General features: G+C 46.0%; 20 protein-coding genes, 3 tRNA genes, 1 other RNA gene and 1 pseudogene. 16 read left to right on the plus strand and 9 right to left on the minus strand.

Translation table 11 applies throughout. The features are described from left to right. The first annotated feature begins 75 nt into the window (after positions 1-75). The 4 genes from RN22_RS09840 (at position 76) to RN22_RS09855 (ending at position 3083) form a co-directional block, all read left to right on the plus strand. Positions 76-152 (plus strand) — tRNA-Met (locus tag RN22_RS09840). A 159-nt stretch (positions 153-311) separates the two neighbouring features. Beyond that, positions 312-806: an Lrp/AsnC family transcriptional regulator gene (locus tag RN22_RS09845; RefSeq protein WP_046304127.1), complete on the plus strand. Its 495-nt coding sequence runs from the start codon at positions 312-314 to the stop codon at positions 804-806. Positions 807-998: 192 nt separating this feature from the next. Continuing rightward, complete coding sequence (gene ctlX / locus RN22_RS09850; RefSeq protein WP_046304128.1) at positions 999-1964, plus strand: citrulline utilization hydrolase CtlX; 966 nt, start codon at positions 999-1001, stop codon at positions 1962-1964. 186 nt (positions 1965-2150) lie between these two features. Next, positions 2151-3083: an exopolyphosphatase gene (locus RN22_RS09855; protein WP_046304129.1), complete on the plus strand. Its 933-nt coding sequence runs from the start codon at positions 2151-2153 to the stop codon at positions 3081-3083. Between the two features lie 40 nt (positions 3084-3123). Here the strand turns inward: RN22_RS09855 and RN22_RS09860 are convergent, their stop codons facing one another. Then, positions 3124-3483 (minus strand): HopJ type III effector protein, encoded by a 360-nt coding sequence (locus tag RN22_RS09860; RefSeq protein ID WP_046304130.1) that lies wholly within the window; start codon positions 3481-3483, stop codon positions 3124-3126. A gap of 354 nt (positions 3484-3837) precedes the next feature. Between RN22_RS09860 and RN22_RS09865 the strand changes: the two genes are divergently transcribed. From RN22_RS09865 to RN22_RS09870, 3 genes are all read left to right on the plus strand, one after another. After that, positions 3838-3928, plus strand: a tRNA-Ser gene (locus RN22_RS09865). A gap of 47 nt (positions 3929-3975) precedes the next feature. Beyond that, positions 3976-4110: non-coding RNA, RtT sRNA (locus RN22_RS24695), on the plus strand. A gap of 42 nt (positions 4111-4152) precedes the next feature. Next, positions 4153-4229 (plus strand) — tRNA-Asp (locus tag RN22_RS09870). A gap of 198 nt (positions 4230-4427) precedes the next feature. Here RN22_RS09870 and RN22_RS09875 read toward each other — a convergent pair. The 5 genes and pseudogenes from RN22_RS09875 to RN22_RS09890 form a co-directional block, all read right to left on the minus strand. After that, the gene (locus tag RN22_RS09875) at positions 4428-5201 is read right to left on the minus strand and encodes a helix-turn-helix transcriptional regulator (protein WP_046304131.1); all 774 of its coding nucleotides are present in this window, start codon (positions 5199-5201) and stop codon (positions 4428-4430) included. 9 nt (positions 5202-5210) lie between these two features. Next, positions 5211-5741: a YbhB/YbcL family Raf kinase inhibitor-like protein gene (locus tag RN22_RS09880; protein WP_046304132.1), complete on the minus strand. Its 531-nt coding sequence runs from the start codon at positions 5739-5741 to the stop codon at positions 5211-5213. Between the two features lie 134 nt (positions 5742-5875). Then, the gene (corA, locus tag RN22_RS09885) at positions 5876-6832 is read right to left on the minus strand and encodes a magnesium/cobalt transporter CorA (RefSeq protein ID WP_002541617.1); all 957 of its coding nucleotides are present in this window, start codon (positions 6830-6832) and stop codon (positions 5876-5878) included. Positions 6833-7029: 197 nt separating this feature from the next. Next, the gene (locus tag RN22_RS25440) at positions 7030-7275 is read right to left on the minus strand and encodes a ribosomal protein L7/L12 (RefSeq protein WP_231590880.1); all 246 of its coding nucleotides are present in this window, start codon (positions 7273-7275) and stop codon (positions 7030-7032) included. Continuing rightward, a pseudogene (locus tag RN22_RS09890) lies at positions 7258-8013 on the minus strand (transporter substrate-binding domain-containing protein); the annotation flags it as partial. The pseudogene RN22_RS09890 and the gene RN22_RS25440, both read right to left, overlap by 18 nt. Positions 8014-8266: 253 nt before the next feature. Here RN22_RS09890 and RN22_RS09895 point away from each other — a divergent pair. Then, positions 8267-8557, plus strand: coding sequence for a hypothetical protein (locus tag RN22_RS09895; RefSeq protein ID WP_046304134.1), 291 nt, complete (start codon positions 8267-8269; stop codon positions 8555-8557). A 348-nt stretch (positions 8558-8905) separates the two neighbouring features. On the opposite strand, the gene RN22_RS09900 is transcribed toward RN22_RS09895, so the two are convergent. Beyond that, entirely contained in the window at positions 8906-10468 is a 1563-nt protein-coding gene (locus tag RN22_RS09900; RefSeq protein WP_046304135.1) for a sialidase family protein, read from the minus strand. Between the two features lie 639 nt (positions 10469-11107). On the opposite strand from RN22_RS09900, the gene RN22_RS09905 reads away from it, so the two are divergent. Together RN22_RS09905 and RN22_RS09910 are read left to right on the plus strand one after the other, a co-directional pair. Continuing rightward, a complete protein-coding gene (locus RN22_RS09905; protein ID WP_046304136.1) occupies positions 11108-11701 on the plus strand; it encodes a hypothetical protein in 594 nt (197 codons plus the stop codon). A gap of 12 nt (positions 11702-11713) precedes the next feature. Further along, the gene (locus RN22_RS09910; protein WP_046304137.1) at positions 11714-12280 is read left to right on the plus strand and encodes a hypothetical protein; all 567 of its coding nucleotides are present in this window, start codon (positions 11714-11716) and stop codon (positions 12278-12280) included. A gap of 132 nt (positions 12281-12412) precedes the next feature. Here the strand turns inward: RN22_RS09910 and RN22_RS09915 are convergent, their stop codons facing one another. Further along, the gene (locus tag RN22_RS09915) at positions 12413-12895 is read right to left on the minus strand and encodes an Lrp/AsnC family transcriptional regulator (protein WP_046304138.1); all 483 of its coding nucleotides are present in this window, start codon (positions 12893-12895) and stop codon (positions 12413-12415) included. A 137-nt stretch (positions 12896-13032) separates the two neighbouring features. On the opposite strand from RN22_RS09915, the gene RN22_RS09920 reads away from it, so the two are divergent. Next, positions 13033-13629, plus strand: a complete 597-nt coding sequence (locus RN22_RS09920; protein WP_046304139.1) for an OsmC family protein — start codon at positions 13033-13035, stop codon at positions 13627-13629. Between the two features lie 80 nt (positions 13630-13709). Here the strand turns inward: RN22_RS09920 and RN22_RS09925 are convergent, their stop codons facing one another. Next, positions 13710-14168 (minus strand): RidA family protein, encoded by a 459-nt coding sequence (locus tag RN22_RS09925; protein ID WP_046304162.1) that lies wholly within the window; start codon positions 14166-14168, stop codon positions 13710-13712. A gap of 768 nt (positions 14169-14936) precedes the next feature. On the opposite strand from RN22_RS09925, the gene RN22_RS09930 reads away from it, so the two are divergent. The 5 genes from RN22_RS09930 (at position 14937) to RN22_RS09950 (ending at position 18601) form a co-directional block, all read left to right on the plus strand. Then, on the plus strand, positions 14937-15962 hold the full coding sequence (locus RN22_RS09930; protein WP_002541627.1) for a calcium-binding protein: 1026 nt from the start codon (positions 14937-14939) through the stop codon (positions 15960-15962). A gap of 185 nt (positions 15963-16147) precedes the next feature. Then, positions 16148-16750 carry a Crp/Fnr family transcriptional regulator gene (locus tag RN22_RS09935; RefSeq protein WP_231590879.1) on the plus strand — a complete coding sequence of 201 codons (603 nt, stop codon included), beginning with the start codon at positions 16148-16150 and terminating at the stop codon, positions 16748-16750. 71 nt (positions 16751-16821) lie between these two features. Next, the gene (locus tag RN22_RS09940; RefSeq protein WP_046304141.1) at positions 16822-17448 is read left to right on the plus strand and encodes a nitroreductase family protein; all 627 of its coding nucleotides are present in this window, start codon (positions 16822-16824) and stop codon (positions 17446-17448) included. Next, a complete protein-coding gene (locus tag RN22_RS09945; RefSeq protein ID WP_002541635.1) occupies positions 17445-17915 on the plus strand; it encodes a DMT family transporter in 471 nt (156 codons plus the stop codon). The genes RN22_RS09940 and RN22_RS09945 overlap by 4 nt, the downstream gene beginning before the upstream one ends. After that, the gene (locus RN22_RS09950) at positions 17912-18601 is read left to right on the plus strand and encodes a GNAT family N-acetyltransferase (RefSeq protein ID WP_046304142.1); all 690 of its coding nucleotides are present in this window, start codon (positions 17912-17914) and stop codon (positions 18599-18601) included. Before RN22_RS09945 ends, RN22_RS09950 begins: the two co-directional genes overlap by 4 nt. Positions 18602-18645: the final 44 nt, after the last annotated feature.

Genomic DNA, 18645 nt, shown 5'->3' on the forward strand with positions numbered 1-18645 from the left:
GAACCTCGTGTGTCGCTCCACTTTCTCTTAGAAGAGGTGGGAAGCTGTCATCGTACTTGAACGGTGAAATACGGACGCGGGATGGAGCAGCCTGGTAGCTCGTCGGGCTCATAACCCGAAGGTCGTCGGTTCAAATCCGGCTCCCGCAACCACATTCGAAAGCCCAGACTTAGGTCTGGGCTTTTTTGTATGCGTCTTTTCCTATAGACCTAAAAATTACTTGGAGTGTTAATGGTTCAAAGATAGGACAAAGTCATATTATCTGCTCTAATTAACTCTGTTAGGTATTTCGCTGGCATGGAAGCTTTAAAATGGCAAACACTAATGTAACCACCCTCGACCGCACAGATATCGAAATCCTCCGCATTCTCCAATCCAATGGCCGCTTGCCAGTTGTTGAGCTCGCCAAACGGGTAAACCTCACTACCACACCTTGCTCTGAACGGGTAAAACGCCTCGAAAGGGAAGGGTACATCTCTGGGTATCATGCGGATATTTCCGCAGAGAAACTGGGTTTAGACGTGGTTGTCTTTATTCATATGCGTCTTGATCAGACTAACCTTTCCATCTTCGATAAGTTCGCCAAATCTGCCATGTTGATTCCCGAGATTGAAGAGTGTTACTCGCTGTCCGGCGACTTCGATGCCATGGTGAAAGTGCGTGTGAAGAACATCAAGGCTTATCAGAAGTTCATGTCGACCCGCATTATTCAACTTCCTGGTGTTATTCAAACCCGCAGTGAAATTGTTATTGCTGAATACAAGCGAAGTGCTGGGATCAATCCTGACCTTATCGCTTTGTCTTGATAACGAAACGTTAAGGCAAAGTGAAGGGCTAAAATTGTGCTTCATAGGTAAATCACCTAAATAAATGGCTTTAAAAAGGTAATGGCTTAACCAAAGCTGCATATTCTCATCTCATTTAGGTAACTTTCCCTCGAGACCCTGTCTAAAATTAACCTCATAACAATAATGTTAATAAAATGTTGAGGTGTTTAGATGGTCGCACCCATCCAGAGAGATACGATCAACTCTCAGGCCACTATCCACGCAGCGAAAGCTGTGGTGATGGTGCCACCTATTGATTTCAAATTTAATGTGGAAACCAGCGCAGATAACGAGTTCCAAAAATCTCTGGCTCTGACTGACGCTGAAATTCGTACCAAGGCGCTAAAAGAGTTTTACGGGATGGTCGAGCTGTTGCGTTCACATGGTGTGGATGTAACGGTAATGGATTACTCAACCGCTCAAGGCGAGACTCCTGACGCCGTCTTTCCCAATAACTGGTTTTCTACCACTGCTGATGGAGATGTTTACCTCTTTCCAATGGCGTGTGAGAACCGCCGCCGGGAAGTTCGTCCTGAAACTTTGGTAGATGCACTCCGTGAGTCTGGTTTCAACCCTACACAGGTTCTTCAACTCGGGAATCTGGAATCTCCGGAGGCTTTCTTAGAAAGCACAGGGGTGATGATCATGGATCATATCAACTCCACTGTGTATGCCGCCTTATCAGTGCGCTGTGACCGCAATTTGCTTCAGCAATATGTCAATCGTGCTGGATTTAAAGAGGTGATTTACTTTGATACGCGAATGTCTTCTGGCTCGCCTGTATATCACACCAATGTGATGATGGCTGTGGGTGAGGGATTCGCAGTAATATGCGATGAAATCATTGAAGAATTCGAACGTCGCAGAGTTTTGAATTCATTACAAAAGACGAAAAACGTCGTATCAATTACCGAAGAGCAAATGGGTCAGTTTTGCGGCAACATCCTCCAACTTCAAAACGACAAAGGCGAGCGACTGATTGCGATGTCTCTGTCAGCCTATAATGCGTTTACCTTGGAGCAAAAACGCGTGTTACGTAAACATGGCAAACTGGTTCCCATTGATGTTTCAACCATTGAAACCATTGGTGGAGGCAGCGTTAGGTGTATGTTGGGCGAGAATTTCTTGCCAGCATAATCAATAGATTTTCCTACAATAAAGCCGCTTAAAAGCGGCTTTTTTCTTATCTGACAAAGTGCTGCATTGAATTAACACTCCCCTCAAGTTGCAGAACCGGACATTCGTCTTATTCTTAAAGTATGTCGCAACATCTAGAACAAGAAACACATCGGGGGCTATCCCTCGCCTATGGGAGTGAAACAAATGCCGGAAAGACGATATCGTCTTATCACACGAAGTGACTTCGACGGATTGGTATGTGCGGTGCTGTTAAAACACATCGATTTGATTGATGAGATCAAATTCGTACATCCAAAAGACATGCAGGACGGGGTCGTTGAGATCACCGAGTATGACATCACGACCAACTTACCTTACAACGCAAAAGCACACCTCTGTATCGACCACCATGCTTCTGAGATGATTCGTAACCAGGAACTTAGCGCCAACCACATCATTGACCCAGATGCACCTTCGGCAGCCCGCGTAGTGTGGAAACACTTTGGCGGCGAAAACACATTCCCGGACGCTTGGGAAGAAATGATGGAGGAGGTTGATAAGGGCGACTCTGCGCAATATACAAAAGATGAAGTGCTCTATCCGGAAGGGTGGGGCTTACTGAACTTCATGATGGACTCCCGAACAGGCCTTGGGCGTTTCAGAGAGTTTCGAATTTCTAACTACGAATTGATGATGGATTTGATTGATTACTGCAAAGATAAACCTATTGCGGAAATCATGGCTCTTCCAGATGTGAAGGAGCGCGTGGATCTTTATTTCAATCATCGCGAGAAATTTCAGGAGCAAATCAGGCGCTGTGCATCTGTGTGCGGCAATCTGGTTGTGTTGGACTTACGACGTGAAGACACAATATGGGCGGGGAATCGCTTCGAGATCTATGCCCTTTACCCACAATGCAATATCTCTGTGCATGTTTTGTGGGGGTTCCAGAAGCAAAACACCGTGTTTGCCTGTGGCAAATCAATCTTTGACAAATCATCACAGACAAATATTGGCGAGCTGATGCTGAAATATGGCGGTGGTGGCCACGAAAATGCCGGCACCTGTCAGGTGCCAAATGAAATGGCCGCACAGATTGAAGATGAACTCATCGTCCAAATCAACAAAGATGGGTAGCCATAAAGAATGACAAAGCCCCTCAGTAGGGGCTTTCTTTTTAACTGTCGCTTGGCTCTTTAGGGGATAGTGGTAGCCTGTCGAAAGATACGCCTTTCCAACCGGAATGGATGAAATTGCGAATGTTAAGATGATCTTTACCGCTTGGGTGCGCGAGAACATCCTCTCTGTAATACCTGCCAAAGCACGCTAATACTGCGCGCTCATCCAGTCCATGAAGCTTCCCGAAGGCAAATATCTTGCATGAACCTGCGTTTTGACCTGCCTTGTTGGTCAAGTCACCATTTATAAATTCGGCTGGTGAGTAATGGTAAAACCGATCGATCACCGAGATGGTGTCTTCAAATTCAACAAGTTCAGGGGTGTTAGATAGCTTGAGTAAGAAATTACTGAGTTGCATGATAGTCCTAACTGCTGATTGCTTAATGAACTGGCTTCTACTGCGAACCTATTCAGCTAGGTATCAGATTATTCGCGTAAAAACCTCGTTAAAGCATTTCCATAACGAAGTGTTTTAACAGGATGATACATTAAAGTGAAGTATCAATTCTGTTTCCTTATTATGTTCGAAAACTTATGGCGGGTTGTCTTTAAAGTAAGGCAAAAGTGAATCTGTTTCACTATTGCTTTGTAAGATTGCGCTTGCTTTGGCATAGATTTAAAGCAGATTGATTTCAAAACCGTCAAACGGACTTTCTCAGCTAAAAAAGTGTTTACAGTTTTCGGAACTGTAGATAATATTCGCCGCACTTACGGAGAGATGGCTGAGTGGTTGAAAGCACCGGTCTTGAAAACCGGCATACGTTAATAGCGTATCTAGGGTTCAAATCCCTATCTCTCCGCCACTTTTAAATCAAACAGCTTTAACTAGGTGTTTGACTCAGAGGATGAAACATTCCTCCGAGAGATAGGGTGAAGAAGCCTGGACAGGGTTCAGTCGAGCGCGAAGCGCGAGACAACAACGGCTTGCCGTTGGCCCGAAGGGCAAGGGAGCGAAGCGACCGAGTAAATCCCTATCTCTCCGCCACATTCTGGAAGTTGGGCTTTAAAGCCGGATTTCACAAGAATTGGAGCGGTAGTTCAGTTGGTTAGAATACCGGCCTGTCACGCCGGGGGTCGCGGGTTCGAGTCCCGTCCGCTCCGCCAACACAACAAAGCCCCGCAGGAAACTGCGGGGCTTTTTGTATTTATCAGATTCCAAGAGAAGGGACACTCACGAGCCATGCGGCTTGAGTCCCGCTGGAGCGCCAGCCCGGCCGTTCCGCCACTGATTAAAGCCTGATGCGAAAGCGTCAGGCTTTTTTCTTATACGCGCCCCAGAAAGTGCTGTGCACGTTGGTTTTCCTACAATGTCTGAACATACTCTTTGGGTGTCAGCCCGAAGACTTCTTTAAACCTCTGCGAAAATCGCGCTTCAGATTGATAGCCACAGGCAAGCGCAATATTAAGCTGTGAGCGGGAATTCTGCATGAGTGAGAGGGCATAAACCATCCGAACGTTGGTAAGGATATGGCGAAACGACGTGTTTTCTGCAGCGAGCTTTCTCTTCAAAGTTGCCGAGCTCATTGAAAAGTCGGCAGCAACGGATTCAACGCTATGCGCATTACCCGGGTTTAGGCTTAGGTAGCTCGCAAGTTTTTCGCTCAAAGATTTATCACTTCCGGGGAAGAGAAGGCGCAAAGCATTGGCTTCCTGAAGCTCAGCGTAAAATGCCAGCAGAAACTGCTTTTGAGTTTCTTCAGATAGTGACTTTCCCGCCATTTCATACAAGACATCAAAACAGTACGCCAACTGCGGCGTGACAGAAAGACGCGGTTCTTCGGCTATTGGTGCTACTGAAGCATTGTCCTCAAGCCACTCGTTAGGCGGAGGCTCTAGAAAGGTTAGCGTTCTGGAAAAGAAATCGGTTTGTGAAGGTTCGTTGACGAACGTAAGGGAATGACTGGCCGGAACAACCAACCAGTCATGTGAGGAATACTGACGAGAGCAATCTTGCCACCAAAGCTGCTTCAATCCTCGGTTTACCCAGATAACGGTAGGGGCATAGACAAGTACGTTTCGAAGAGGCTGTTTTGTTACGCCACGAAATTGTCCAGTCTTCACCAGTGCTCTCGTCATCTCGATTCCTTATTCGTTCACATAGGTAGCGGTTAGCGTTGCTTTACCCAATGCGGAAGCATTCAACATGTATCCAATCAGCGCGTTAGATGGATTCTTTGGCAACGCCAGCTCTTCAGAAGGTAACGCCCAAACCGTAAATTGATAGCGATGCATTCCATGACCTTTTGGTGGGCAGGCACCACCAAAGCCGACAGCCCCGTAGTCATTTTCCATCTCGTGCGCTTGTTTCAACTTGCCTGATGCACCTTGATCTAGCTGGGTGGTTGAAGCGGGAATATCGAGTGCCAGCCAGTGCCACCATCCACTACCAGTAGGTGCATCTGGGTCGTATGCCGTAATCGCAAAGCTTTTGGTTCCTTCCGGTGCATCTTTCCAACTTAATTGTGGAGAGAGGTTATCGCCTGAACAGCCGAAACCTTGGAACACAAAAGTATCTGCCATTCTTGAGCCTTCTTGAATGTCGCTACTGCTCAGGGTAAATGCGTGGCTATTAAACGCCACGGCGGCCAAAAGTGGGGCGATAAGTGTCAGTTTCATCATGATTCTCCTTGTCAATAAGTGGAACCATGATGCGGATTCTAGATAAGATTTTATTTACATTAAAGCTCAATATTTGAAACTAAGATAGGCATATTGAGCTTATTGGTGATTTCTGGGTACTTTTAGAATGCTCACAGCCATCCCTTCTTCTTGAAATAGACCAAAGGCGCAACGCCCGAGGCGATCATCAATCCGATCGCAAAGGGGAAGCCGTATTTCCATTCTAATTCCGGCATAAAGTGAAAATTCATTCCATAGATACTGGCGACCACCGTCGGTGGCAGGAAAACAACCGCTGCAATTGAGAAGATCTTGATGATCTGGTTTTGTTCGATGTTGATAAAGCCCTGAGTCGAGTCCATCAGGAAGTTGATTTTGTCGAATAGGAAGGTGGTGTGGGACATCAAAGCATCAATATCCCGGCCGATTTCGTGTAACGTTTCTCTGTGCTCGTTTCTGCTTTGCAAATGGCGAAGCAGGAAGGAAATCGCACGTTGGTTATCCATCAAACAAAGGCGCACTTTTCCGTTACTGTCCTCAAGCTTTGCCAATTGCTCAATGCTTTCTTCCAAATCGGAATCGTCATCTTCAAGCACAGCATGGCTGACTTTTTCCAACTCGCGGTGCAAGTCTTCCAGCGTATCCGCATGGTTTTCGACTTTCTGCTCCAGTAAAGTCACTAAAAGGGTTTCTACATCTTTGCATCGAACTTGTCGACGTCTTGCGCGAAGCCTGAGTAAGCGAAAATCGGCAACGTCGCCATCACGAATGGTTATCAGACGTTCGCTCTGCAAAATACAGGCGACGGTGACTGTGGTGTGCCGTCCTTCACTTTTTGATAGGAATAGAGAGTGAACATGAAGGCCACTCTTGTCAGCGAAGTATCTGGCAGAGGTTTCAATTTCCTCAACATCATCAGATTCAGGTAAGTCGATGCGAAGTAAAGAGCTGACAAGTTCGCGTTCCGTATCAGTAGGATCGTGTGCATCTATCCATTTGGCTTGTTCCACCAACTGTTTGAGGTCAGCGTTTTCCCCAACAGGAATTTCCGTTATCGCGCCAGATTCAATCGTAAACAAACGTAGCATAATGACCCCTTAGCAATGCGGCAAATAAGAAAAAAGTGCAGGGCTGTGTTTTAATTCTGTGTTCAGATGGTGCTGACATTCAAGGTTGGGCGTGGGTATTGGCGTATACGTCACAGTAGGAAGACAGTTTGAATCGGGTGATACTGAGGTAACTTTAAGGCTGGCGGAGCTGCCAGCCTTACTGATTGGTTTGCGTTTTATTGAACCGGTTTTATGTCGATAGTGGCGCCTGCCGCTTCCAGCGCTTTTTCTAATTTCTCGGCCTCGCTTTTCGACAGCTTCTCTCTGAGCACAGCCGGAAGGCTTTCTACCACGGATTTGGATTCAATCAGGCTCAGGCCTGTCGCGTCTTTGACTGCCTGAATGATATCAACTTTCTTTCCATCTGCAGCGGTTAGCACCACATTGAACTTCTGCTCTGCAATTAGCTGGTTTTTCTGCATCAGTTGTTTGTCGATGCCCTTGAGCTTCATTTCATCAATAGCGAAGTTGACGGTATTCAGCAGGCCTTGTTCGCCTTTGGGAATCAGGTAGCCAAACTGGCTGCGGGTGAAAGGCTCTTCACACCGAGCAGCTTCCAGTTTGTCGTTGGTGACTTCGTAGAAAAGGCCTTCTGGCGTTTCCGTTACCATCACATCCACTTCACCTGCCGCGACAGCTTTTGGCACATCCAGATTGTTTTCAAACTTGGTGAAGCTGGCGTTCGAGAGGTTTGCATCCGCAAATTTTTCGTTGGTCCCGCCGATGTTTACGCCCACTCGAACCGAAGGCAGATTTACTGTCTCAAGAGAGTTGTACTTGCCAGCATTGCCTTTCGCGACGAGGAAACACTTACCAAAAACCATATAACCCTGAGTTTGTTCGGCGTTGAGTTGGCGCTGCATTCGGCGGGTAATGCCGCCCATGGCAATGTCGTACTTATCTTCTTTCAAGCCATCAAGTAGGGCTTTCCAGGTGGTGGGCACAAACTCCACTTTTACGCCGAGTTGTTCGCCCAGATATTGTGCAACATCGATGTCATAGCCTGAGTAGTTTTGGCCATCATAGAAAGAGAAAGGTTTGTAATCGCCGGTGGTGCCTACGCGAATGACGCCAGCTTCGAGGATGTCATCCAATTGATCTGCGACTGCAAAGCTGGAAAGGGTCAGAGCCACTGACGCGATGATGTGTGATGCTTTCATAGTTATACGTCTTTTTTTGGGTTATGGGACGCTCTAATCTATCAACCCCTTTCAGACGAAACGGTCTAACTAATGAGGAAGTGGGGCTTTTGCTTGTTGTTACTACTAACTTGTTATCCAGATCTAACTGGAAAAAGCTGTGTTGGGTGTTTTTTGATTAGCCCCTGTCGTTAACGGCTTAGCCTAAAAATGAAACGCTGGTTAGCTGTTTTATTTGATAACTTGAAAATGGTTATTAGGTAAGGACTTAAAAATGAAAAGCACCGTTGGTTTAGTGATGATGTTGGTTGCGATGGGAGCGTTTTTTATCAGTGCCTTTTGGGCGGATTCTGTACTGATGGGTATCTCTATCGTTTTGTTTTTGATCGGGCTGATTTTCTATTTTGTCTACAATAGATCTGTAGATGTCGATGACTGTGATGCCTCAATACACATTGAAACTCTAACTGAAAGAGCTGAATTGCATGTTGAGGATGAGTGGAAGAAACGTGACAAGATGAAAGGTTCTGATGCCTTCTCTGCGCCGGATGATCCGCAACACTAACTTGCTATTCCTATACTTGATCAACCCTTCCTAACCGGCTTCGCCAGATTAATTGGCAGCGCCGTGGTATGTTTCACTTCATCCAGCACAAACAGGGTCTGTGATTCTCTCACTTTAGAAAGCTTCTCAGTGTTTTTAATACAAAGTGCGAGCATTCTTTGTTGGTCTTAGAGACGGAGAAATGAGAGCCACTCACGGCTCGGTGACTTTGGCAGTTTGGAAAAGATTCACACAGCTTTTTGAAAAGATAAATGCCCGCTAATAGGAGCGGGCAACAAGAGTTTAACTTTCAAAGTATACTTAGTTAGTGCTTTCTAACTGATTTGGTGGATTTGAGTCGGAGAATAGTTAGTGAATGAGAAATTCAAATCCTTCTTCATTATCTGAAGATAATTTTGCTGCATCACTCCAATTCGTTAGGTCGTTACTTCTTCTCATCCATAGGCCTCCGGCTGCGTCGCTCCAAAGTCCATACCATGAACCGCTGTTGTCAGTTGATATTTGGACAAACTCTTCTTGTGTGTTGTCCAAGGAGGCGTCTGTATTTAATGTTTGCTCCACAGCCCAAGTCATACCGGTGTCTTCGGAAAAGCTATAGTAGGCGTCGCTATCTGTTCCGTTTGCTGGATTTTCTCCCTCCCATGAAGCGACTATTTTTCCCGTTGAAGAAACTTCGATGTGTCGTGCGTAGTCGTGATGCGTTGTTCCATCTGTAGCCCCATAGCTATTAAGCCTCTGGGATGTCGACCAGGTTTTCCCAAAGTCACTCGTGATTGCTGCATAGATATCTAAATCATCATCACCATGGTGCGCACTCCATATTGCAGCACCAATGCCATTAGCGTTTATGTCCAATTCGGGAAAATAATCAGCGTCACTAGCTAGATCAGACTGAGCCGCGCTGTTCAGATATTCAGGAGAACTCCATGAGACGCCTTTGTCGTCAGAGTAACTAAAGAGTATGTCTCTATCGCTTGATATTCCTCCATCAAGGTCGAAGTTGGAAACCCATACTACGATCCAATGGTTATCAAAAACCTTTACTCGTGGTTGCCAGTCTTGCTTAGTTTCTGACATAGCATAATCATTAAGCCAGTTCGGTGTCGTCCAAGTCTCGCCGTTGTCAGTAGATACGACGAAAACGATATCGCTATCTGTGCCTGCACCATTTATGTCCTCATTTGAAGACCAAACGGCGACCCAGGTTCCATTGCCATCCGTTGCCAATGAAACATCTTCATCTGATTCTGAATCGTTTGTATCCGCAGCGTTAAGAAGAGACCTTTCACTCCATGTTTGACCGTTGTCAGTCGATCTTGAATAAACGATATCATATTCACCACCAAAATCAGGGCTGTATTCACTTTGCCACGCAACGATAATGTTTCCTTTTCCGTCAGATACTGCGGTTGGAATATAGTCATCACCACTTGCTGCCCAAGGGCTTTCTGGAACTGCCCATGCATCGTTTTCGGCCGCGCCGAGAGATATCTGCATCCTGTAGCTTTCGTCAAAGAAGGTGAGTAAATCAATTTTGCTTTCGACGGTGAATGAAGGGCTAGTAAATTGACGGGCATCCTTACCATCAATTGAAACGGTTGCTGTTGCATAGATGTTTTTATCAATATCCGACGCTGTTAATTGAATTTTGTTCGAATCTGCGCCCCATATAGCGCCAGCTTCGTCAAACCATTGAAATGAGATTCTCGCGTCACTTAATACTTCTGAGTTTGGGTGAGTTAATGTCGCAGTAACCGTTTTACTCTCGAAATAAGAGCCATCAAGCTTGAGCTCTGCACCCTGCAAACCGCCCAGTGTTTGTGTGTCCGAGTTTGAATTGGAGTCACTTCCTCCTCCACAAGCTGTTAATGAACCACTTAACAACCAAAACAGAAAAAACCTTCCTTTCATAGATAACTCCCTTTTATGAAACGTATGACCCATAAATTTATCATATATCTCATTTGGCTTTAACTGTTCGTCTTTGGAATAGCTAGTGCAGAATTGTGTAGGTTTGGGCAGATTGGGAACCTAGTCAGAAGCCTTTTCGATTCGGGATATGCGAAAACGCAAATTTTATCAGTAGCTTACATAATGGAGTGGTTAGTGTTACAAACTTAAAGAGCAGATATGATGGAGCTTACTTTAAAAGCAAAAAATACGGTTATAGATCTATCTTATGTTCACGATGGGGCTGAGATCTTTTTCAAACTATTTAGGGGTTGATTATGTGTATAGATAGACTAATTAAGGCCTGCTCGAGGTTCATTGAAAGCGAATGTGCTATGCGTCGCAACTACAAGATGTACCAAGGATTTTCTTTAATTTAGGATGCTGACCTAAAAAGCCTTGCTGTAAGATAAGTTGGTCGGATATCTATAATAGGTATGGTAACTAAAGGTTATATTATAAATATTAGATTGCATGCATGTATCTTGATTGATATTCAATTTTATTTTTATTTATGACCAAATGACGTCAGTGGTAAAGCTAGGTAAAGATAAGTTTTGTCTTTATTCAGGCTTCTGGGTGGTTTTTAGGAGTTGTAATATGAATGGATTTATAAAATTAGCTGGTAGCATTGTTCTTGTTTCAGTTCTTGGTGGATGTTCACATGCGATACAGATTTCACCACCAATAGAAAACATTACATCTGTAAATGTTGAGAATAAAATTGATAAGAGTGTTGCATACCATATTTCAAGCGAAGATCGCGTAAAGTCAGTGACTACACCGGGTGGCGGTGGTGATGATGTTACCTACAAACCGTACGCGGATACTGAAGTTGCCTTAAATGCAATGTTGTCACGAGTATTCTCGAAAGTATATTCGCTTGAAGATGGTGATAACAAAGCGTTCATTGCTGATAAGAACATTAGTTATGTCTTCAGTACTCAAGTGAAAACGGACTCCTCTTCGGACAGTGCTTTCACATGGCCCCCAACCGACTTTACCTATGAGTTGACTTGTTCTGCGGTTGATAGTTCTGGCGCAAATGTTTGGAGCAAAACCGTTACATCTCAGGGCAAAGCGGAGTTTGATGAGTTTAAGCATGACTTTTCACTGTCCGCTCGACGAGCAACCGAAGACGCTTATAAGAAAATGTTGCAAGAAATAGCTGCTGCGCCAGAGTTCAGGAAGTAAAAGGAATCATTCATGAATATTGTGAAATTTGTTGCATTTTTGTTTCTTGCGGCGATGGTTTCTGGCTGTTCGACGATGGCTCCTCCTTATCAAGCAGGCCTTCTCGTCGGGAATGAGCTGAAAGATGTTGAATCCGCGGAAATGAAATCTGGTGACTTTTCCATGGAAGAAGTGTCTATTAACAACGTGACACTAAGAGGAGGCCGTATGTCTTCTCCTTATAGCAACTCATATGCTGAGTACCTCAAGAAAGGGTTGGAAGAAGAACTCAAACTGGCCTCTTTATGGGATGAAAACAGCAATACTGTTGTTAATGCGGTCCTAACAGAAAACAATGTCGACGCTTCTGGTACAAGCATCGGTACGGCTGATTTAGCCGCGGACTTTTCTGTTGTCCGTAGTGAAAAGACCATCTATGAAAAGACTCATAAAATTCATCATGAATGGGAGTCCTCTTTCATGGGTAACATTGCTATTCCCAATGCACATATCGGTTACCAAGAAGCGGTGAAAATATTGCTTGATGCATTTTTCGATGATCCAGAGCTAGCCGCTGCTTTATCAGGTGAAGACGAGTAGTAATTTTGTCGGCTGGTTACGTTAAGATACTTGGCGTAAGTATATGAAATAATAGAACTCAATCAACTAACAAAACGGCCCTCAAGCAGGGTCGTTTTTCGTTAAGCTGATTGTGGAAAATTTCTGAGAGAATCAACCCTTCCTAACCGGCTCCGCCAGATTAAGCGGCAGGGCAGTAGTGTGTTTCACTTCATCCAGCACAAATAGGGTTTGTGCTTCTCTCACTTCCGGAAAGCTTCTCAGTGTCTTTAACACAAAGTGCGAGAGTTCTTTGTTGGTTCTGGCGACAACCTTCATCAGGTGATCGTAGGGGCCAGAAAGTGAATAGCACTCCAGGATCAGCGGGTGATCTTTCACTGCTGATTTGAACAAATCAAACGCCGCTTCGCTTTTCTGGTCGATGCTGACCTGAACAAAAGCCGTCACACCAAACCCTGCTTCTTCGGCATCAAGCATTGCGCCATAGCTTTTTATCACACCGGAATCTTCGAGGCTTTTTGTACGTCGTAGGCAAGTTGATTCTGACATGTCAGTGGCTTTGGCGAGCTCCACAATCGTCATGCGTCCGTTTTCTTGAAGCTGTGAGAGTATCTTTTTGTCCTGATTGGTCAGCATGACGATTTCCTTCAGTAAAGTGTTATAAGTTGAATGATAACACCATAAAACCTCGTCTCAAGGATGACTTTGACGGCATTCTCCACCTGTTCTTGGGTAAGATTTAATCAGCCTCTAGCGCGTATCAGGAGAATACAATGTCGAACGAAAAGTTCTTTCACGTTGGCGAATTGAGCAGTGAACAGCCGGCGACCACGCAATACCAACAGTCCACATTCTCGAAAGCCCGTCATCCGGAACCGTATCGCTTTGAAGTGAATTTAAGCGCTGAGGCAGGAGACATGCAGAAAAAGACGGGAGTGGTTTCCGTCAATATCCCGGGTTTTAGCCCGGTAAAGCTCTATTGTGATGAACAGCCGCCTGTCGGTAATGACACGGCGCCGCCGCCATTGGCATTCTTTTCAGCGGGCATCGGCTTTTGTTTGATGACTCACCTGACGGATATTCTCACTGCCCGCAACATTAAGGTGGATTCCTTAAAGCTTGAGCAACGCATTGTGTTCAGAACCAATCTTGGTCATATGCGTGAGCATGGTTACATGACAGACGGCGGCTGCGATATTGTCGAAACGCACGTGATTATTGAGAGCCCTGAGCCGGAAGAGAGAATTAAAGATCTGCTGGATGAAGCAGAAAACGGCTGCATGGCGCACTTTGCCATGAGAAACCCCATCCCTTGGTCGACGCGCTTGGTTTACAACGGCAAGGAGGCCATCAGCCGCTCGGGCGAGTAGATTTGGATATATTAGAAATGAGCCCAAAAGAAAGGCTGCCAATTTGGCAGCCTTTCTCGTTGTATATGGCCCGAAATTCATCACTCAATCGCTGCGATGCATTCCACCTCTACTTTCGCACCCAGTGCCAATCCGTTTGCACCAATTGCGCTTCTTGCTGGATATTTGTCTGAAAAGTAGGTTCTGTAGATATCGTTGAAAGTATTCCACTCAGACATATCAGCGAGTAATACGGTGCATTTGACGAGATTGCTCATGTTATAGCCGTTAGCGTTAAGCGAAGTTTTGATGTTCTCCATCGTTTGTCGTGACTCAGCTTCTATGCCACCAGGAGCCAAGGTTAACGTGCCGGGCAAAATGCCGATCTGTCCAGACAGATAAATGGTGTTATCAACTCGCACCGCCTCAGAAAAGGGCAGATGTGTGGGAAGCACGGTGCCAGAGTTTAGAAATTCAATGCCTTTGGGACGCTTTGCGAATGCGGGTTGCGTGGCGAGAATACTGAAGCAGATGGTAAATAGGATGAGGAAGTTTCGCATATTGGTTTCCTTAATTTTGATGATATAGAGGTGAGCGTCGTTGATAGTGAATGTGAAAACTGACGCCTGAATGAAGCCCATCTTTGTTTAAAATCGTGGATAGCAAGCATGGAGACGGGAAATGTGTCGGAGTCGGATGCAGGCGTTTTTAGAGAGGGGATTAAAGAATGCAGAGCATGTCCTTGTAACGAAAAACCAACTCTTAGCTTTCTAACAGGCTTTGCCTTTTTTACAGTCTATATCGGAATACCCCAATAGCCCCATCATCCCTAACCTTGAAAAGGTCTTTAGGATGCTGGGGTTACCCGTTTTGTTGATTTCCCTCCCAAAAAGTCTGCCTGTCTTCTTATGCCTTAGACATGGGATTGTAAGAAACCGTTGAACACTAGTCCTTCTTTTGTAAGCAGTATGAGGGGCTAACCCCCGAATTTCCCTAAAAAAATAATGCTTATTTATGATTGAATTTTGCGTGCCTATTTGGTTTGGCTTGTCTTATTTGTTGCTGATGCCACAAGGTATTGGAAAATAGCTGGATGAGGTTATGTTTTCCAGTTTGGCGATAGAGGACGTGACCAAAAAAGCGTTAAGAAAAATCGACAAGCCGGATTGGTACTTTCCTCAAATACTCATTAAGTCGCTGTGAGTTTCATATGGACTGCTTCATTAGTGAGAACTAATGGATGATGTCGTTTGATTAGAGTGGAACTGTCGACATGAGCATTCATGTCGAACGAAGAGATCCCAATAAACAGGACAGAGGTTAGGACAATGGCAACAATAGTAGGTACGAACAACGATGAAACGTTGAACGGCACTGACTCGCATGACTGTATCTATGCATACGATGGCGATGACATCATCTACAGCGGCAATGGCGTCGATTACATCTACGCAGGAAACGGCAATGATTCTGTTTTCGGTGGCGCGGATTGTGATGTGGTATACGGCGGCTGGGGTAACGACAACATCTATGGCTTTGGTGGTAATGACTACCTATATGGTGAATGCGGTAACGACCAAATCAAAGGCGGTGATGGTAACGACTGTATAGATGGTGGCTCAGGTGACGATATCCTGTTTGGGGATAACGGCAATGACTACATGGTTGGCGGCGATGGCAACGACAACATGTACGGCGGTGAAGGTTGCGACACATTACTGGGTGGTAATGGTGATGACCATATCCAGGGCGGTGGCGGCACTGACTACATTGATGGCGGCGCAGGTAACGATTACATCTGGGGGCTGGAAGACAACGATATCATCCTAGGTGGTTGTGGCGATGACATCGCGTTCGGCCAGGGTGGTGACGATAAGATCTGGGGTGGTTACGGCCATGATATGTTGTTTGGTCAAGATGGTAACGACCAACTTATCGGTGGTTGCGGTAACGACAAACTCGAAGGTGGTGATGGTTGCGACAAACTCTGGGGTGAGTGGGGCAACGATGACATTTGGGCAGGCAATGGTGACGATTGGCTGATCGGCGGTTGTGGTAATGACATCCTCGCGGCTTCTGCAGGTAATGATGAGCTGTGGGGCGGTTCAGGCTGCGATCTGTTCTTCTTCGATGCCAATGATGATACCAATAACGTTTGGGACTTCTGCTACTGGCAAGACACCATCCAAATTGACAACAGTCTGGCGACGTCGACCTCTGACATTAGCGTTTCTGTCGGCTGGGATGGCACGCACCTTGGCTTTGCAGACGGTACAGAAGTGGTTCTTAAAGGCTGGTGTTACGGCTTGAACTACGTCAATGTGGAGTTCGTCACTGGCCTGTATGACGTTTAATGCACTTTTTAGGCTCTGTTGACTGAACAACCACTCAGTTAATTTATTGTTAAAGGCTCTGAGAGTAGATCTCAGAGCCTTTGTTTTTCCACTTTCATTGTTAACCCATCCGCAGAACGACGGTCTATCCATCAGCGTTGGTTTCACTCTCCGCGCTCATTAGTTAGCGTGTGTTGCAGGAAAAAATGGATAAGGAAGCCCCTATGTCTCCCCGACTCGAACACTTACAAGAGACGGTGCGCCGCTATTATGCGATCGATGAAGCATCCATGCAGGCGCTCATGGCCTGCTGCAAGGTGACAAGCATTGATAAAGGAGTAACGCTTTACGATATCGCGCAAACTCCCACGCATTTTGCTTTTCTTCACAAAGGTCTGATGCGCGCATTTTTGCTGGATGAAGAGGGCAACGAATACAACAAGAACTTCTTTGATGAAGGCAGGTTTCCCGGTTGCATGAGTGCGCTGCTTCAGCAAGCGCCAAGCCGGATTGCCATTCAGGCTTTAGAGCCTTGCGAACTGGTCGAAATCGACTTCAAACAGTTTCGTGTCGCGCTGTTTATGCATCCGGATTTAATGCGTTTTCATATTCACTATTTGGAGAAACATTGGCTTTTGGAAAAGGAGCCGAAGGAAATCAGTTATCTTGAGCATGAAGCCAAAGACAGATATCAGGCGTTTCTGACCGACTTTTCTGCAATCGCTCCCAGGTTGCCGCAATACCACATCGCTAGTTACCTCGGCATTACTCCCACTCAGCTGAGCCGAATTAGAAAACAAATTTACTAAATCAACATATGTAAAGGCGTCTGGTTCCGGCATTGCGTAATCTCTCTCCATCAACGCAAGGAGAGACAGAGATGAACGTATTAGATGCATTGAATTGGCGCTACGCCGTCAACCAGTTTTCAGAACAAACACTCAGCCAGGAAGCTATCGAAGGCCTTATCGAAAGTGTTCGTTTGGCGCCTTCTTCTTACGGCGTTCAACCGTTTAAATTGTTGGTGGTTGAAAACCCAGCGTTGAAACAAGCTTGCTTAGCGCACAGTTATGGCCAGCAGAAAGTAGCTGATAATTCTCACCTTCTGGTTCTGGCACACAAGACCTCGCTCAATGAGGCAGACATTGAAGACTTCATTGAGCAGCTGGCTGCCAACCAGAACCGTCCGGCGTCAGACTTACGCGCTTATCAAGATCAAATTGCCAGCAGCTTGCTGGGACTTAGCCAACCACAACAGGCAGCGTGGGCCGCACAGCAATGCTTTATCGCATTGGGAACATTGGTCAGCCACGCTGCCGTTGAACAGATTGATGCTTGCCCGATGACAGGGTTTGATTCAGCAGGGCTCAACGAAGTGTTGGGACTGGATAAGCAAGGGCTCAACGCTGTGATTATTTGTCCTGTTGGGGTGCGTTCGGACACTGACCGCACAGCGAATCGTCCCAAGTTTCGTTTGTCCCGTGACCAACTGGTAGAAACGTTATGAGCAGTTTAACGCTAATGGCACTTGCCGCGGGTGGCTGCATTGCCATTCAGGCGGCGATGAATGCGCAACTGGGTCAAATGCTTGGTAACAGCTGGCTCGCAACCAGCTATGCCTTCCTGACCAGTTTTGTTCTCGTGAGCCTCGCTGTTGCGGTGCTTTACAACGCGGGTGGGATTTCGGCCTCAAACACAGGTCTGGATTGGGAAAAGCTGACCCAGATCCCTTGGTATCTCTGGTTGTCCTGTGTATTCAGTGTGATAGGTGTAGGTAGCTTGTATTTTCTTATCCCTAAAATGGGGGTAGGGAACCTGATGAGTTACTCGCTGGCAGGGCAAATCATTATTGCCATGTTGCTGAGTCACTTTGGCGCATTCGACAGCCCAATCAAGTCGATCTCAGCGGTCAAATTACTCGGTGCTGCGTTGCTGGTGCTGGGTATTGTACTAATCAATAAGGACTTTTCATGAACGCTGCGTTGCAAGCCAACCTCGATAATTTGAATCTCTACTGGCAGGCGCTGGGTGCTAAGCAGGAGGGAGAACTGTTTGTTCATCCCAGCTGGCCCAATAAGCGCTGGAGTCCCGGCTTGAGCCTTCATGGTGTGAATTTCTCTTCTGGGCAAAGGGCATCAACGGTAGATGAGTTGGATGCAAAATGTCTTCAACTGCTTAGCGATCAGCACGGCCTTACGTTGTCAGTGGCGATGCAATTGGTGGTGATGACCTACGAATTACCGCAAGACGCAGAGTTTGAGTTCGGAAAAGAGATTGAGCGGGTATCAACAACAAAGCAAGTCACTGACTGGACAGCCGCCTGCTCAAAGGCTTTCAACTATGTAATTGATGAAGCGGTGATTCAGCACCTTAACGCCGATAACAACAGCCATATTTTTGCACTCCACAAAGAAGGTGAAATCGCGGGCACTGTGATTCTCTACAAAACGGGAAACACCTTGGGCATTCATCAACTGGGTACACTGAGAGAGTTCAGGAAGATGGGTGTGGCCTCTGCGCTGATGCAACACAGTCTGGCATTGGCGAAAGAACTTGACTGCGAATATGTCACCCTTCAGGCATCCAAAGCAGGACTGCCACTTTATGAACAATTGGGTTTTCAGCAACTCGCGATGTTAACCAGCGTATTGGCGGAGTAACCGCCAGAAAAGAAAAAGGAGCCATTCGGCTCCTTTTTTTGTTC

This window comes from Grimontia sp. AD028 (assembly GCF_000973155.1).
GTDB lineage: Bacteria > Pseudomonadota > Gammaproteobacteria > Enterobacterales > Vibrionaceae > Enterovibrio > Enterovibrio indicus.

What these genes read in the sequence shown, in the direction of transcription:
- RN22_RS09935 (WP_231590879.1), top strand. Translation starts at nt 16,148, where the DNA reads ATGGATAAGGAAGCCCCTATGTCTCCCCGACTCGAACACTTACAAGAG.
- RN22_RS09950 (WP_046304142.1), top strand. Translation starts at nt 17,912, where the DNA reads ATGAACGCTGCGTTGCAAGCCAACCTCGATAATTTGAATCTCTACTGG.
- RN22_RS09925 (WP_046304162.1), bottom strand. Translation starts at nt 14,168, where the DNA reads ATGCGAAACTTCCTCATCCTATTTACCATCTGCTTCAGTATTCTCGCC.
- RN22_RS09940 (WP_046304141.1), top strand. Translation starts at nt 16,822, where the DNA reads ATGAACGTATTAGATGCATTGAATTGGCGCTACGCCGTCAACCAGTTT.
- RN22_RS09930 (WP_002541627.1), top strand. Translation starts at nt 14,937, where the DNA reads ATGGCAACAATAGTAGGTACGAACAACGATGAAACGTTGAACGGCACT.
- RN22_RS09880 (WP_046304132.1), bottom strand. Translation starts at nt 5,741, where the DNA reads ATGAAACTGACACTTATCGCCCCACTTTTGGCCGCCGTGGCGTTTAAT.
- RN22_RS09945 (WP_002541635.1), top strand. Translation starts at nt 17,445, where the DNA reads ATGAGCAGTTTAACGCTAATGGCACTTGCCGCGGGTGGCTGCATTGCC.
- RN22_RS09895 (WP_046304134.1), top strand. Translation starts at nt 8,267, where the DNA reads ATGAAAAGCACCGTTGGTTTAGTGATGATGTTGGTTGCGATGGGAGCG.
- corA (WP_002541617.1), bottom strand. Translation starts at nt 6,832, where the DNA reads ATGCTACGTTTGTTTACGATTGAATCTGGCGCGATAACGGAAATTCCT.
- ctlX (WP_046304128.1), top strand. Translation starts at nt 999, where the DNA reads ATGGTCGCACCCATCCAGAGAGATACGATCAACTCTCAGGCCACTATC.
- RN22_RS09915 (WP_046304138.1), bottom strand. Translation starts at nt 12,895, where the DNA reads ATGCTGACCAATCAGGACAAAAAGATACTCTCACAGCTTCAAGAAAAC.
- RN22_RS09900 (WP_046304135.1), bottom strand. Translation starts at nt 10,468, where the DNA reads ATGAAAGGAAGGTTTTTTCTGTTTTGGTTGTTAAGTGGTTCATTAACA.
- RN22_RS09855 (WP_046304129.1), top strand. Translation starts at nt 2,151, where the DNA reads ATGCCGGAAAGACGATATCGTCTTATCACACGAAGTGACTTCGACGGA.
- RN22_RS09845 (WP_046304127.1), top strand. Translation starts at nt 312, where the DNA reads ATGGCAAACACTAATGTAACCACCCTCGACCGCACAGATATCGAAATC.
- RN22_RS09910 (WP_046304137.1), top strand. Translation starts at nt 11,714, where the DNA reads ATGAATATTGTGAAATTTGTTGCATTTTTGTTTCTTGCGGCGATGGTT.
- RN22_RS09920 (WP_046304139.1), top strand. Translation starts at nt 13,033, where the DNA reads ATGTCGAACGAAAAGTTCTTTCACGTTGGCGAATTGAGCAGTGAACAG.
- RN22_RS25440 (WP_231590880.1), bottom strand. Translation starts at nt 7,275, where the DNA reads ATGCAGAAAAACCAGCTAATTGCAGAGCAGAAGTTCAATGTGGTGCTA.
- RN22_RS09905 (WP_046304136.1), top strand. Translation starts at nt 11,108, where the DNA reads ATGAATGGATTTATAAAATTAGCTGGTAGCATTGTTCTTGTTTCAGTT.
- RN22_RS09860 (WP_046304130.1), bottom strand. Translation starts at nt 3,483, where the DNA reads ATGCAACTCAGTAATTTCTTACTCAAGCTATCTAACACCCCTGAACTT.
- RN22_RS09875 (WP_046304131.1), bottom strand. Translation starts at nt 5,201, where the DNA reads ATGACGAGAGCACTGGTGAAGACTGGACAATTTCGTGGCGTAACAAAA.